The sequence below is a fragment of the Clostridia bacterium genome (genome assembly GCA_012841935.1).
In the GTDB taxonomy this organism is placed as follows: Bacteria; Bacillota; Peptococcia; order DRI-13; family DTU073; genus DUTS01.
The window spans coordinates 1-14,904 of record DUTS01000115.1 but is presented as its reverse complement, the minus strand read 5'-3'; the positions used below and the strand labels follow the sequence as shown (position 1 = coordinate 14,904).

The 14,904-nt window shown below is 35.2% G+C and carries 11 protein-coding genes; 2 read left to right on the top strand and 9 right to left on the bottom strand.

Going from position 1 to position 14,904, the window contains the following annotated elements; translation table 11 throughout:
- The 6 genes from mutL to GX687_06480 form a co-directional block, all read right to left on the bottom strand.
- Nucleotides 1-1,643, bottom strand: a 1,643-nt coding sequence (gene mutL / locus GX687_06505; GenBank protein HHX97088.1) for a DNA mismatch repair endonuclease MutL, incomplete at its 3' end; no start/stop codon positions are given.
- A gap of 15 nt (nt 1,644-1,658) precedes the next feature.
- The gene (locus GX687_06500) at nt 1,659-2,978 is read right to left on the bottom strand and encodes a histone deacetylase (GenBank protein ID HHX97087.1); all 1,320 of its coding nucleotides are present in this window, start codon (nt 2,976-2,978) and stop codon (nt 1,659-1,661) included.
- Entirely contained in the window at nt 2,971-4,647 is a 1,677-nt protein-coding gene (locus tag GX687_06495) for a hydantoinase/oxoprolinase family protein (GenBank protein HHX97086.1), read from the bottom strand. Before GX687_06495 ends, GX687_06500 begins: the two co-directional genes overlap by 8 nt.
- Nucleotides 4,641-7,262: a DNA mismatch repair protein MutS gene (gene mutS, locus GX687_06490; protein ID HHX97085.1), complete on the bottom strand. Its 2,622-nt coding sequence runs from the start codon at nt 7,260-7,262 to the stop codon at nt 4,641-4,643. The genes GX687_06495 and mutS overlap by 7 nt, the downstream gene beginning before the upstream one ends.
- Nucleotides 7,219-8,601 carry a tRNA (N6-isopentenyl adenosine(37)-C2)-methylthiotransferase MiaB gene (miaB, locus tag GX687_06485; GenBank protein HHX97084.1) on the bottom strand — a complete coding sequence of 461 codons (1,383 nt, stop codon included), beginning with the start codon at nt 8,599-8,601 and terminating at the stop codon, nt 7,219-7,221. The genes mutS and miaB overlap by 44 nt, the downstream gene beginning before the upstream one ends.
- A 60-nt stretch (nt 8,602-8,661) precedes the next feature.
- Nucleotides 8,662-9,516 (bottom strand): patatin-like phospholipase family protein, encoded by an 855-nt coding sequence (locus GX687_06480; protein ID HHX97083.1) that lies wholly within the window; start codon nt 9,514-9,516, stop codon nt 8,662-8,664.
- Between the two features lie 113 nt (nt 9,517-9,629).
- Here GX687_06480 and GX687_06475 point away from each other — a divergent pair, with 113 nt between their 5' ends.
- Complete coding sequence (locus GX687_06475) at nt 9,630-10,232, top strand: L,D-transpeptidase family protein (GenBank protein HHX97082.1); 603 nt, start codon at nt 9,630-9,632, stop codon at nt 10,230-10,232.
- A 26-nt stretch (nt 10,233-10,258) separates the two neighbouring features.
- Here GX687_06475 and GX687_06470 read toward each other — a convergent pair whose 3' ends face one another.
- Entirely contained in the window at nt 10,259-11,764 is a 1,506-nt protein-coding gene (locus tag GX687_06470) for an aminotransferase class I/II-fold pyridoxal phosphate-dependent enzyme (protein ID HHX97081.1), read from the bottom strand.
- 172 nt (nt 11,765-11,936) lie between these two features.
- Here GX687_06470 and GX687_06465 point away from each other — a divergent pair, with 172 nt between their 5' ends.
- Nucleotides 11,937-12,917, top strand: a complete 981-nt coding sequence (locus tag GX687_06465; GenBank protein HHX97080.1) for a rod shape-determining protein — start codon at nt 11,937-11,939, stop codon at nt 12,915-12,917.
- Here GX687_06465 and hisC read toward each other — a convergent pair.
- Both hisC and GX687_06455 read right to left on the bottom strand, forming a co-directional pair.
- Complete coding sequence (hisC, locus tag GX687_06460) at nt 12,906-13,979, bottom strand: histidinol-phosphate transaminase (GenBank protein ID HHX97079.1); 1,074 nt, start codon at nt 13,977-13,979, stop codon at nt 12,906-12,908. The genes GX687_06465 and hisC overlap by 12 nt on opposite strands.
- Nucleotides 13,980-14,089: 110 nt before the next feature.
- Nucleotides 14,090-14,752 (bottom strand): hypothetical protein, encoded by a 663-nt coding sequence (locus GX687_06455; GenBank protein HHX97078.1) that lies wholly within the window; start codon nt 14,750-14,752, stop codon nt 14,090-14,092.
- Nucleotides 14,753-14,904: the final 152 nt, after the last annotated feature.

The window sequence follows — 14,904 nt, the reverse complement described above, 5'->3', positions numbered from 1 at the left end:
TTAGTTTTACCTAAATCATGCAATAATTGCTCCATTTCTTGTAAACTGAGTTTAGTATTGGCTTTAACTGACATTTTACAAGCGGTATGTGTTAAAAATTCTTTTTTTAAATCTAAACTAGTTGTTCTTCCTTTATTTGTTTCTAGATGTTCTAAAAGGGAATAAAAGAAATCAGGGGGTGAATCTTTTAGCCCAGCAGGTACGGCTCTCAAAAGATAGCTTCCCGGACCAAAATTTTCCAGGATTATACCTAAATCGGTTAACGGTAAAATATATTTTATGACTAATTCCTCTTCAAGTGGTGTTAAATGGAGGGCTGAGGGTTCTAACAAAATTTGACTTTCCAAGGGGCCTTTATTTGCCTGAGCCAACAAACGCTCAAAAATGACCCTTTCGTGAGCGATATGTTGATCAAAAATATAGAGCCCTGCTTCTCCTTCGGCTAAAATAAAGGTTTGATTCAATTGACCAATTACCTTATAAATATTTAAAATTTGACTTACTTCTTTTTTTTCTGGGATAGGTAAATTAGGTGAGATAGCTGTTTTACGAGGAATGGCTTTATATTCCCAATTATAAAATTCCCGGAAAACCGTCTGTGTTTCCTGCAATTTTTTTTTCTGCGGTTTTTTAATTGTAGTCATTTGTGGTATTTTTTGCGGTTTGGATAAGCTCTTACTCAGTATATCCTTAACTTCACTTACTAAACTTGGATCGCGCAGACGTACTTCTAATTTACTGGGGTGTACATTTACATCAATTGTGGCGGGATCAAGGGTTAAATGTAAAAGTACATAAGGAAATTGTCCTTTGGGAAGTAGATATTCATATCCTTGTTCAACTGCTTTTAAAAGTTCAGGTGAATGAACTTGACGTTGATTAATAAACAGAGTGATTGCTTTACGATTAGCCCGTGAACAAGTAGGTTCGCTTAAAAGTCCTTTAAGTGAGCCTGTGGAAAGATCGCCCTTAATTTCAACTAAGGCATCTTTTACTCGTCGACCATAGTAATATTCCATTAAATCTGCTGCTGAACGAATGCCAGTTGTATTTAAACGTATTTCATTATCCTGTTGAAAAACAAAGTCAATTTGGGGATGGCCCAAAGAAAATTTCATCAGAATATCATAGATTAAACCACTTTCATAGCCAGGAGCACGTAAAAACTTTTTACGTGCTGGTGTATTAAAAAAGAGCTCTTTTACACTGACTGTAGTACCTATGGGAATACCTACTGGTTCACAAGCAAGTCTCTTTTTCCCTGAAATTACTAGTTTTGTCCCATAATTATCCTGGGGTTCACGTGATAAAATTTCTACTTTGGCTATGGCAATGATACTCGGCAAGGCTTCACCCCGAAATCCCAAACTCTGTAAATGATTTAAGTCACTTAGCACCTCTATTTTACTAGTAGCATGACGCTTTACAGCTAATAGTAAGTTTTTTGGGGACATACCTAAACCATTATCACTTACTTTAATCTCCTTTAGTCCTCCTGCCTTTACTTCCACGATAATTTTTTGGGCTTGAGCATCTATTGAATTTTCCACTAATTCCTTTACTACTGAAGCCGGTCTTTCGATTACTTCTCCGGCCGCAATTTGATTAGCTGTTAATTCATCTAAAAGATGGATTTTAGACACAATCTTCTCTCCCCTTTATTTGCTTTCCTGTATATAAAGATCATTTTTTTTATCTTGCAAATAATAAAGATCATATAATTTTTCTTTTTGTGCCTTATGCCAGAGACTAGCACCTTTTTCTTCACACTGGGGACAAGCATAAAGGGGTATACTTATTCCTTTTAAAGAATAATCACGTCCATATCCCCGTCTGCTTTGTGAAATTACCTGATAAAGACCTGGACAATCTGGGCAGTAAAATACGGATTCCTGTTGTTGCTCACGAATATTGTCTGTATCATAATAATGATGTTTATTTGTAGTATATACTTTTTTTCCGGCAAATAGTTCCTCTTTACTTGGCGGGATTTCCGACATTTTTTTCTGCCAATAGATAATTATTTCATCAATATATTGACTTACACTTTTTGCTTGTTTTAACTTTTCTGCCTGGCCCTCTGGTTCGACTACAAAACTATAATTTAAATTAGCCAAGGCCAATAAAATTCCTAAATTAACATATGGTAAGGCGGTTTCGATGGCATAACCACCTTCTAATACAGCCAAATCAGGTTTTAATTCTTTGGTTAATTGAGCATAGCCTTGACTACTTACTAACATATTGGCTAGGGGATCAGTAAAATGATTATCCTGTCCGGCTGAATTAATAATTAATTCTGGTGCAAAATCATCTAAAATAGGTTTTATGATTTCTCGCCAGACTTTTAAAAAACCTTCATCGGTAGTGCCTGGAGGTAAAGGAATATTAATGGTTTTTAAATAGGCCCCTGGTCCTCCGGTTTCATTGACAAATCCAGTTCGCGGATAAAGGGTGCGTCCATCTTGATGAAGCGAAATAAATAAAACATCAGGATCATGATAAAAAATATCCTGTGTTCCATCACCATGATGTACATCAGTATCTACTATTACTATCTTTTTTATTTTGTATCGCTGTCGTAAATATTCCACTAAAATTGCCTCATTATTAATATTACAAAACCCACGATTACCATGGACTACTCGTAAAGCATGATGTCCAGGAGGTCGGACCAAAGAAAAACCATTTTTAATTTCTCCAGTCATTAAGGCATCAGCTAATTTTAGGGCACTGCCAGCAGAAATGAAATGTGCTGTGGTGGTTTGGGCGGCAATATCTGGTACACAAAAATGTACCCTTTGGATATCTTTTTCCTCGGCCAAGCGCGGTGTATATTCAACAATTTGTGGATGATCTAGGATACCTTCTTCGAAAATTTGATCACGTGTATAAAGTAAACGTTCCTCACGTTCCGGATGAGTGGGACTAATAGCCAAATCAAAAGCCGGAAAAAAGATTATACCAGTTTTATGCATTCCTTTCCGCCCCCTTTAAAAAAGTCTTTATTCCGGGCACAGTTTGCAGGCCTATTTGAAAAATCCTGCCCCTTGTTTCCCAACCACGTACAATGTTAAAACCTTCGGCATATAATATTTCTAATGATTCAGTAGGATCCAAATGCCAATCTTGGGCTGCCTGCTGAAAAAGTTCGCGGGCAAATTTTTTGGCTTCATCAATATTTCTTAATTTATGGGTTAAATCACCTTGTAGTCCCCCCAAATTGGTAGTATAGATTTTTTGTTCTGTGTCGATAAACAAATCCATGATTAAAGTAGTTTTAGCTAAGGCGGCTCCAAGGGCATTGGCGACTTCCGCCAAAGGGGGTACAATTATTTGCCAAGCTTCTTTTTCTTGCCAATATTTCCCTATGCCGCTAGCTGGGCCTCCTAAACAAATTAAGATACGCGGTCGTTCCTTTTGTGGGGAAAGTACTTGCCAGATACGATAAGCTGGTTCTTCCTCCCAGGATTTAAACATTTCGGCTAATTTTAGCTCTATTTTTTTAATTACTTTATTCAAGACTAATTGAGCAAATTCTTTAGAGGTAAGATTTAATTCTCCGGATATTTTTTCAATTGCCACCACTACGCTTTCAGGTGTCCCTAATTTACTATAACCACTATAAACGAGGATATCACTGATCGTTAATTTTGGACCACCTAAGCAAAGTGCCTGACCTTGACGAAAGCCAAAACTTAATTTTCCGTTTTTTATTTCTAATGGTGTATCACCACCTAAAGCTAAAGAGGCCATTGCTAAAGAACGAACTGGTAAGGGATATTTTTTTATAAAAGCACCTTGGGAACTTAATAGGGGTTTTCCAGCTAATAAAAGAGCCAAATCAGTTGTAGTCCCTCCCATATCAATAACCACAGCAGTGGTATTTTCACCAGTACAAGCTAAAGCTCCCAACGTGCTTGCCGCTGGTCCAGAAAAAATTGTTTCCAGAGGGAACTTTAGGGATGTATCTAAAGGTAGGGTTCCCCCATCAGCTTTTAAAATATTAACAGGACAGTTTAAATTTAATTTTTGTAGTGTTTTAATGATCTTTTCTCGAAATTGATAATTAGCTTCCTGGGTTGTTAAAGTATAGTAGGCTCCATTGCTTCTTCTTACCCAATTTAATAGTCCACTAACTTGGTGGCTAGGTATAACTTTTAGTTCAGAATATTTTTCCCGAATAAATTCAACTACTTTTAATTCTAGATTTGGATTACGCTGACTAAATTTACCGGCAACAACTAAATGAGTTATTGCCTGCTTTAAAAAATACTCTACTGCTTTTTCTACGGCAGACCAATCGATAGACTCAATAACTCTTCCTCGGTAGTCAATTGCCCCTTTTAAAATTTGTAGAGGACAAGCAAATTTTAATTGCTGAGGATCAGCTCCTGGCCCTGGAAAAAGGAGCATTCCGGTTTTGGCCAATTTTTCTTCCATAATTAAATTGGTAATTAAAGTCGTACTTAAAGTAATTTGCTTAATTTTACTTGGTTCCCAATCTTTTATAAGTTGGGTTAAAGCATTTTCTATGGAATGTGAAATTATTTTTTGAGTGGGAACCTTAATGGACTTAATTACCTGTTGTTGATCACACAAAACCCCATCAGTATAAGTTCCGCCAATATCAATACCTATTAACAAATTTCCCCCTCCTTTTTAATATCTTCTTGCAATTGATAAAGTACGTTCATTGCCTCTAAAGGTGTCATGGCTAAAAGATCCAAGTTTTGAATACGTACTAATAATTCTTGTCCAAGTTGTAAAATTGGATCAGGTTCTTCGCGTATAAATTCGGCTTTCGTTAATTTATGGGGATTGATTTGTGTACCTTTTTTTTCTTCGAAATTAGCCAGGATTTCCCGGGCCCGCTGTACTACTACTTCTGGTAAACCAGCAAGTCTAGCCACGTGAATCCCATAACTTTTATCAGTGGCTCCGGGAATAATTTTATGTAAAAATATTATTTCTTCACCTTTTTCTTGTACAGCTACAGTCAAATTTTTAATACTATCGTAAAGTTCACTAAGGGCAGTTAATTCATGAAAATGGGTAGCAAAAAGTGTTTTGGCTTGTAGTTCCCTAATTAAATATTCACTAATAGCCCAAGCCATACTTAAACCATCACAGGTACTAGTGCCGCGACCTACTTCATCCAAAATAACTAAACTATGGGGGCTGGCATGATTTAAAATATTGGCTACTTCATTCATTTCCATCATAAAGGTACTTTGACCACTACGCAAATCATCACTAGCACCTACACGTGCAAAAACACGATCTCGTAAAGAAATGACCGCCTCACGTGCAGGTACAAAACTTCCCATCTGAGCCATAATAATGGCTAGGGCGATACTTCGACAATAAGTACTTTTGCCGCCCATATTAGGACCTGTTAAGATATAAAAATTAATAGAATCCGGCATAGCCAAATCATTAGGTACATACTCACTTTTTGATAATACTTTTTCCACAAGGGGATGTCTTAAATCGGAAAAATTAAAATAATTTTTTTTGGCTTCTAAAAGCTGGGGGCGTACATAAGAATTTTGGACAGCCACTTCTGCCAAAGACTGTAAAACATCAATTTGAGCCAGAGCATAAGCTGTTTTTTGCACACGTTGGACTTCCTTACCTATTTTTTTCAAGAGCTCCTGATAAGCTTGTTCTTCTAAAGGCAGTAATTTTTCTTCAGCTTCTAATACTTGATTGGCTAATTCTTCTAATTCTTCGGTTAAATACCGTTCACTATTAGCTAAGGTTTGTCTTCTTTTAAAATATTCGGGAACTAGGCCCAAATTGGCTTTAGTGACTTCAAAATAATAGCCAAATATTTTATTGTAACCAATCTTTAGCGATTTTATACCTGTCTTTTCTTTTTCGCGAACCTCTAATTGAGCTATCCATTCCTTGCCTTGTTTGCTTACCTTTCTAAATTGATCAATTTTTTGATTAAACCCGGCCTTAATTACTCCCCCATCCTTTAAATTAAAGGGAGGATTATCTACTAAGGCTAAATTTAAAAGTGAAACCAGATCCTCAAGTGGATCTAAATTGTCATTTAAAAATATTAAGTAGGCTGCTTTAGTCAATTGATTCAAAATTGTTTTTAGTGCAGGTAAGATGGTCAAGGAGTTTTTTAAGGAAAGTAATTCTTGGGGGTTTGCTCGTCCATATAAAACACGAGTCATTAATCTTTCCAAATCATAGACTTCTTTTATTAGTTCACGTATTTCACACCGCTGTGACCAGTTTTCTGTTAAAATTTCAACAGCATCTAAACGTTCTTCTATTTTCTTACGGTTAGTTAAAGGTTTTTGCAGCCATTGACGCAGTAATCTAGCTCCAGAAGCAGTTTTAGTTTTATCCAATAAATCTAAAAGACTACCTTTCACATCTTGGGAACGAAGTGTTTTTATAAGTTCTAAATTTTGTATAGTAGTAGTATCTAAAGCCAAATATTTTTCTGGATAGTAAACTTGTAATTTTTTTATTTGTCGTGGTACCGATTTTTGTGTTTCTAAAAGATAATCCCAAATGGCAGCCGAAGCAGCTAAAGCTGGTCTCATGTTTTGGCAGCCGAAAATTTCTAGTGATGGTACCTGAAAATGTTCACATAGAATCTGTTGCCCTCTAGTAATGTTAAAAACGGTCTCTTCGGATTTGGTTAATAACGTATTTTCCAAACAAGCCAAAATTTGTGTAAATTGTGTTTGTTGTTTTTGTGAAAGTAAAATTTCACGTGGTTGTAAACGGTATAATTCGTCTTTTAAAACTTGTTGGCCTTCGGATTTATTAAACTCGCTTAGCCAAAACTCTCCTGTGGATACATCACAAAAGGCTAAGCCATAATTGGTCCGGTGTTCATATAAAGCAGCTAAAAATGTACTTACACTTTCTTCAACAATCTGTGGTTCTAAAACAGTTCCTGGGGTTACTACTCTAACTACTTCCCTTTTAACAATTCCTTTGCTTTCCTTAGGATCTTCAACCTGCTCACAGATGGCAACTTTGTAGCCCTTTTTAATTAATTTAGCTAAATAACTATCAACAGCATGGTAAGGCACCCCACACATCGGGACGCGTTTTTCCCTACCGGCATCACGGCCGGTTAAAGTAATATCTAGTTCCCGAGCCGCTAAAATGGCATCAGAACCAAACATTTCATAAAAATCACCTAAGCGGAAAAAAAGAATGGCTTCGGGATAACGATTTTTAATTTCTTGATATTGTCGCATCATTGGGGTTTGTCCCAACATACTCTTCTTTTCCCCCTCCTGTTACTACTTTACCTTTTAAAATCCAAGTCTGTGGTTCGGTAATTTCTACTTGCACAAATTTACCTATTAAATTCTTTTTCCCTATAAATAAAACTGTCTTATTAGTTTCACTTTTACCTTCTAAAACACTTGTTTCCTTTTTGCTAATTCCTTCTACTAAAATTTCAATAATATGTCTTTTAAGGCTTTCATTAATTTCTTTACTTATTTTATTTTGGATTAGCATTAATTCTTGTAAACGAGCTTTTTTAATGTTTAAAGGAATTTGATCTGGTAATTTGGCAGCAGGTGTTCCTGAACGTGTAGAATAGATAAAGGTAAAAGCTGAATCAAAACGTAATTTCTTTACTAATTCAAGTGTATCTTTAAAGTCCTCATCACTTTCACCTGGAAAACCTACGATTAAATCAGTGGTGATGCTTGCTTGAGGCATCAGACGGCGTATTTCTTGTACTAATTTTTGGTAATCTTCTCCTGTATAACCACGCCCCATTTTACGCAAAATCCGGTTACTACCTGACTGTAATGGTAAATGAAAATGTTTACATACTTTATCTAATTGACTGATGATCTGGATTAATTCTGGTTTGAAATCACGTGGATGAGAAGTTAAATAACGAATTCTTTTTAAACCCTGAATTTCATTTACCTTTTTTAAAAGTTCTCCAAAGGAAAAAGGTGGAATTAAAGTTCGTCCATAAGAATTTACATTTTGCCCTAATAATAATACTTCTTTCACACCATCATCTACCAACTGGCTGATCTCTTTTAAAATATTTTCGGGTTGGCGACTTTTCTCCCTCCCCCGAACATAAGGTACAATACAATAGGTACAAAAATTATCACAGCCATAAGTAATATTTACTAAAGCTTTAAATGGCTTTTCCCTTATTTTGGGCAGATTTTCCACAATTATTTTTCGATCTGGTAAAATTTGAACTTGTGGTTCTTTGGTTTTTAACACCTGATCAATTAAAGTTATGATTTGTTCTAAATTATGAGTACCAAAAATCAAATCAACATGTGGTGCCCGCTGACGTATTTTTTGAGGCATATTTTTCTGCTGAACCATACAACCACATACCCCAATCATTAAATCAGGTTTTTGTTTTTTAAGTTTTTTTAATTCACCGATCTGACTTAAAGCTTTGTTTTCCGCTTTTTTGCGGACACAGCAAGTATTAAAAAGTATTAAATCTGCTTTATCTATACTAGTGGCTGCTTGATAACCTTTTTTAACTAGTAAACCGGCTAAAATTTCACTATCATGTTCATTGGCTTGACAGCCAAATGTAATTATAAAATAGGTTTTTTCCATATTTTCATCCCTCACTATTATAGTATATCATAGATTTGTTCTTATTAACTTTATCATCTGTTAATCACCGAAAAGTCCTTTAATTTGCGGTAGTGATTTTAAAAGTGCCTGATAACCACAGTTAATTAAAGATTCCATAGCTCCTAAATTAATCGGTCCAATGTTTACTTGAGGTGAGATAAGTAAATCCGCAGAATACATACTAGGTTGTGTAATTTGATAAATCATTAAATCCAATGCTTGTAAAGTTATCTCCCAAAAGTTTTGGACATTAGGAACTGGTTCCCCACCATAGCCGAGATTAACGGCTATGACTTTTTTAGCACCTAAAAGTCGTGTTATTTCTACTGGTAAATAAGCTCTAATCCCTCCATCAACTAAACATCTTTTTTTGATTATTTTAGGACAAAAAATACCAGGTAGGGAAATACTAGCCCGCATTGCAGCAGCTAAAGTTACGTCGGAAAAAAAATGATAATCAGGTCGTCTTAAAAGTCGTCTATCACTAGAGGTAAAAACTATAATCTCACTATTATTGATATCAACCGCGGTAATTGCTAAAGACAATTTTAATTCATTTAATTTAATGCCCCTTGTTAATTCAAAAAAATATTTCTCAAGGCGTTTTCCTAAAATAAGTCCGCTATTTGTCGGCTTTTTTCCTTTAAAAACCTTGCATAAAGAGCTGATAATTCCCCAATAATTTAAATCGAAAAGATCTTTATTTATTTTTTTTGCTAAATATTTAATTTCTTGGGGAGAATAACCATAAGCATATAAACCTGCTACCAGTGAACCAGCACTGGTTCCAGCTATAAAAGCAGGCTTAAGGTTAATTTCCTCCAAAGCCTGTAAGATTCCTATATGTACTGCCCCCCGTAGACCGCCACCTGACAAAACTAGTCCAAAACTCATTTTTATCACCCTTTTAAACATTATATGTTTTTCTGGGGAAGGAGGCCGTAATTATTAAATATAAAATCTTAATTATTAGTTTGTTTATTTCATTAATTTTTAGCCCTTTAGTTTTGGCACAAGAAAAAAAGGCACCACAGGGAGAAATAACTCTTTTGATTGATACTTTTCGTTTTCGATTAATAGTTTTTGATGATCAAGAACCTTATGCTCAATTTCCCGTAGCTATAGGTAAAGCACGCACTCCATCTCCCATCGGACACTGGAAAATTATCAATAAAGGCGTAAATTGGGGCAGTGGTTTTGGTACACGTTGGTTAGGTTTAAATGTACCTTGGGGAATTTACGGTATTCACGGTACTAATAAACCAGGTTCAATTGGTACCATGGCTAGTCAAGGTTGTTTTCGTATGTTTAATCATCATGTAGAGACACTATATCCCTGGATTAAAATCGGTACACCGGTAATTGTTATTGGTAATCCTTTTAGTTATCAATCTGGTGGGATGAAAAATTTAAAACCTGGTGACAAAAATAGTGCCCTTACTTTAATTCAAGAAAAATTATGGCGCCGAGGTTTTTATGATGGTTCTGCTGATGGTATTTTTGGACGCGGTACCAAAAAAGGTGTTCAGCAATTACAAAAGGCCCACGGTTTACCAATTACGGGAAATTTGGGCCAGATAGAATATCGCTGTTTGGGAATTATTAATTAAAAGAGTGCCATTTGGGGCACTCTTTTTTAAATAGCCTGCCAGTGTGAATCCCTTATAGTTTTTGAACCAGTTTCAGCTACTACTTTAATTTGTCGCCGTGCAGGATTTAGCATTCCTTGTAATTTGATTTTTTCCCGTGTAAAAAGATTTAAATAATCAACAATTTCTTGGGTAATCTTTTCACCCGGACAAATTAAAGGAATCCCGGGTGGGTAAGCCATTATCATTTCCGAAGAAATTTCACCAATTGCCTCCTCAAGGGATAATGATTTGCCTTGGGCAAAAAAGGCTTCACGCGGTGTTAAAACCATTTCCGGTAATCGAGGCAAAGGTAAAGCATATTTTACCATTTTTTTTAAAGGTCTTGATTTGGCTAAATCTTTTAAACCCCTGACTAACTTATTTAAGGTTTCCGGAGTATCACCAATACTAACTAAAGCCAAAATATTAAATAAATCCGCTAGCTCAACTTGTATCTGATAATTTTTTCTTAAGATTTGAGCAAACTCATATCCTGATAATCCTAATTCCCTAACATTAACTACAATTTTTGTGGGATCAAAAGCAAAACATCCCGGTTCACCGATAATCTCTTCCCCAAGTAATACTAAACCATCAATTTCTCGAATTGCTTTTCTAGCCTGTTGAACTAAGGTATACATTTTATTTGCTAATTTTTCACCCTGTAGAGCCAATTGTTTACGAGCAATATCTAAAGAAACCAAAAGCAAATAAGAAGGACTGGTAGTTTGTATTAAATTTAACATTGTTCTTAATTTTGCCGGATCTACCAACTTACCTTGTTGTAACAATAAAGAACTTTGAGTTAATGAACCACCCAATTTATGAGTACTGCTTGCTACCAAATCAGCTCCAGCTGTTATTCCACAGATAGGCAAACGGGAATCAAATTTTAAATGGGCCCCATGAGCTTCATCTATCAAAACAGGTTTGCCAAAGGTATGCACTAATTTAATAATAGTTTCTAATTCAGAAGCTGCTCCATAATAGGTAGGATTAATTAAAAAGACACCTTTAGCTTCTGGATGTTCCTTTAAGGTTTTTAATACTGTTTCTGGTTTAACACCCATGGCTATACCCCAAAAAGTATTAATTTCTGGTTCCAAATAAACTGGTTGAGCACCACTTAAAATTAAACCACTAATTACGGATTTGTGCATATTTCGTGGAATAATAATTTTATCTCCAGGTTGACAAACACTCATAATCATGGCCTGAATACCAGAAGTAGTACCATTAACTAAAAAATAGGCATTTTCAGCTCCATAAAGTTTGGCAGCCAAAGTTTCGGCTTCTTTAATTACCCCTTCTGGGCGACTGAGAAAATCAAGATCTTCCATACAGGCTAAATCTAATTTTAAACAAGATTCACCTAGCAGTTTTGCCATTTCCAAATTACCTTGTCCTTGTTTATGACCTGGAACATGAAAAGAAGTTGTCTGTTCAACCCTATAATTTTGCAGAGCATCATAAATTGGTAATTTATTCTGATTTAATGATTTTTGCGTCATTTAGTGTCACCACTTTCTTTTAACTATTTAACCAGGACTTTGATAACGAAATAATTTAACCATATTTTGTTCCCTAATGCAATAATTATTTTTTTCATATTTAACAATACTATGGATACAGCCGAAATATTATTGTGAAAGAAGTGAAAAAATGACCTCCAAAGGCAATAACATGGGAATCGATTTGGGAACAGCTAATGTATTGGTATGTATAAAAAACAAAGGTGTTATCGCTAATGAACCTTCGGTAGTGGCTTTTCACACGATAAGTGGTGATCTTTTAGCCGTAGGTAAAACTGCCTATGAAATGATTGATCGTACCCCTCATAATGTTATTACTATCAGACCATTAAAAAGTGGGGTGATTGATGATTATCAAACTACCAAGGTACTTCTTAAATATTTTATTAGTAAAGCTAAAAAAGGGTTGGGCTTAATTAAACCTAAAGTATTAGTAAGTGTTCCCTTAGGAACAACCCAAGTGGAGAGAAAGGCAGTGCGTGAGGCCGCCATTCAAGCTGGGGCCCGTGAAGCTAATTTAATTAAAGAACCAATTGCCGCAGCCATCGGTGCAGGCTTATTAGTTGATGAAGCTTTGGGAAATATGGTGGTTAATATTGGAGGAGGAAATACGGAAGTAGCCATTATCTCTTTAGGTGGCATTGTAGTGGGAAAATCTATTCGACTTGGTGGTGATTCTTTAAATCAGGCCATCATCAGGGGTATTAAAAGACAGATAAACTTGGAAATAGGCAATCATACTGCCGAACAAATAAAGCTTGAATTTGGTTATGCCTGTAATCCCCCTATTACCAAACATAAAATTAAAGGACGGGATTTGGCTACAGGTCTGCCAACGATTCAAGTAATAACGGCTGAACAAATCAGTGAAATTCTTATTGAACCAATTAACTCAATTATTGAAGCGATTCAAGTTACTTTAGAAAGAACACCCCCGGAATTAGCTGCAGATATCATGCAAATGGGATTAACCCTAACCGGAGGTGGTTCTCTACTTAAAAATCTTGATCAGGCAATTCATACTGCCTTAAAAATCCCTATTTTACTTGCTCCTGATCCTTTAACTAGTGTAATTAATGGTATTACACAAACCTTCAAAAATGGTAAATATCTACAAAAATCAATTACCTAAACATTTTTCTAAACAAATCAGCAGTTGCTCCCTAAACTTTCGAGGGGGTACGGTAATTCTTAACCAATCTTCTAAACCGAAAGAAGTCATTTTTCTAACCAATATTCCCTCCTTTTTTAGTTTTTCCCAAACTACAGGGGAGTTTTTGATATTTATTAAAATAAAATTTGTTTGGGAGGAAAGTACCCTCAGACCCTTTGGGGTCAATTCCCGAATCAGATACTCGCGTTCTTCACAAGTTTCTTTTATTACCCTAGTCAAATACTTCTTATCTTGAAAAGCTACATAAGCAGCTTCTTGAGCTAAAGTATTAACATTATAGGGGGGGCGAACCTTTTCTAATTGTCGAATCGTTTTTGTTGCAGAAACAGCATAACCAACACGTAAACCGGCTAAACCATAGGCTTTGGAAAAGGTACGTAAAATCACTAAATTAGGATATTTTTTCACTAATTTTCGTGAACAAGGAAAATTTTCGGCCTGCACATAATCTATATAAGCCTCATCTAAAATAATTAAAGTTTCCTCACCTACTTTTTTTAAAAAATTCTCTAATTCCTTTTCGGAAAAATAAGTACCAGTAGGATTATTGGGATTACAAAGGAAAATCATTTTTATTTCCGGTGTTAAAAAAGGTACTAAAGAATCTAATTTTATTGCTAAATTTTTTTGGGGTACCTCAATAATTTGCCCACCGACAATTGTTACCGCAATACCATAACTACTAAATGTTGGGGTAGGAATAATAACTTTTTCACATGGATCTAAAAAAGCCGCTGTCAACATAAAGATTAGTTCATCGGCACCATTACCTAAACATAAATTGCTCGAAGAAAGACCCCAAAATTCGGCTAAAATGTTTTTTAATTTTCCACCAGTTCCATCTGGATAGAAATTTAATCTCTCTAAATTATTTTGTAAATAAGCCTTTAACTTTGGAGTTGGACCCCATAAACTTTCATTAGATGCTAATTTGAGAATAGGCTTACCCAATTTTTTTTCTAATTGTTCTAATGTTAGTCCTGGATCATATGGTACTAAATTATCTATTTTGCTGCGCATTTAAGAACCTCCATTTCTACCCCGATTTTACCATATCTTTTATTTGCTGTCGCTTCCTGCAGAGGGAAATTATAAAAAAACTGCTTCGTTTTTTAAAACGAAGCAGTTTTTTATAATTGTGGCTCCTGATTTACGTATTCAGATTTTTCCTCTCCAGACACAGTCTTTTCTTTTTGTCGAGCTGATTCAAGTTTCGCAGCTAAACTATTATGTTTAAGTTCATTTTGCTTAATTTTTTTCTGCAATTCCGCATATAATTCTCTATTTTTAATTAAGGCCATTTCTAATTTAGTTGTAATTTCGAATCCATCATAAGGAAAGTACTTATCTTTTAAATTTAAATATTCATTAAAGGATTCTTCATCTAAGGGTTCATCAATTATGGAAATTAGAAATTTTTCTTCTTCTAATTCTTTAGGTGATAATCTGACTAAACGTCTAAGATTCCGATTATCATTAAAAATATTAGAGACTCTTTCAGTATATTCCTGTTCCTTGAGTAAATCGGCAATCAATTCCGGCCAGATTCTAGCTAATTTTACACTGGGTCCCTCTTTTAGCCGAACCTTTTCTAATATTTCCCTTTTCTTAGCGGCTAGAGTATCAAGATAAGCACGATTTAAAAGTCCATTGGAAACTCTAGGATGATATAGGTTCTTACTTTTTAGTTTGCGCAGTTCTTCCATCATGTCTTCTAATAATGGTTTTTCGAAATCAATCCACTTATCCCTTTGACATATTTCTCGAAATAATCTTTCAAAAATATCCGGCAACTCCTCATCTCCTTATCTATTTTCTGAAGCAAATTATAGCATATATTATATATTAATGCAAATGTTCAGAACCGCATCTAGACTACTGTAAATTTAAAAAAGGGCCGTTCAGCCCTTTTTTAACTTCTAGCAGCCCCATCTACAGATAAAAT

What these genes read in the sequence shown, in the direction of transcription:
- GX687_06500 (HHX97087.1), bottom strand. Translation starts at nt 2,978, where the DNA reads ATGCATAAAACTGGTATAATCTTTTTTCCGGCTTTTGATTTGGCTATT.
- mutS (HHX97085.1), bottom strand. Translation starts at nt 7,262, where the DNA reads ATGTTGGGACAAACCCCAATGATGCGACAATATCAAGAAATTAAAAAT.
- miaB (HHX97084.1), bottom strand. Translation starts at nt 8,601, where the DNA reads ATGGAAAAAACCTATTTTATAATTACATTTGGCTGTCAAGCCAATGAA.
- GX687_06480 (HHX97083.1), bottom strand. Translation starts at nt 9,516, where the DNA reads ATGAGTTTTGGACTAGTTTTGTCAGGTGGCGGTCTACGGGGGGCAGTA.
- GX687_06470 (HHX97081.1), bottom strand. Translation starts at nt 11,764, where the DNA reads ATGACGCAAAAATCATTAAATCAGAATAAATTACCAATTTATGATGCT.
- GX687_06465 (HHX97080.1), top strand. Translation starts at nt 11,937, where the DNA reads ATGGGAATCGATTTGGGAACAGCTAATGTATTGGTATGTATAAAAAAC.
- hisC (HHX97079.1), bottom strand. Translation starts at nt 13,979, where the DNA reads ATGCGCAGCAAAATAGATAATTTAGTACCATATGATCCAGGACTAACA.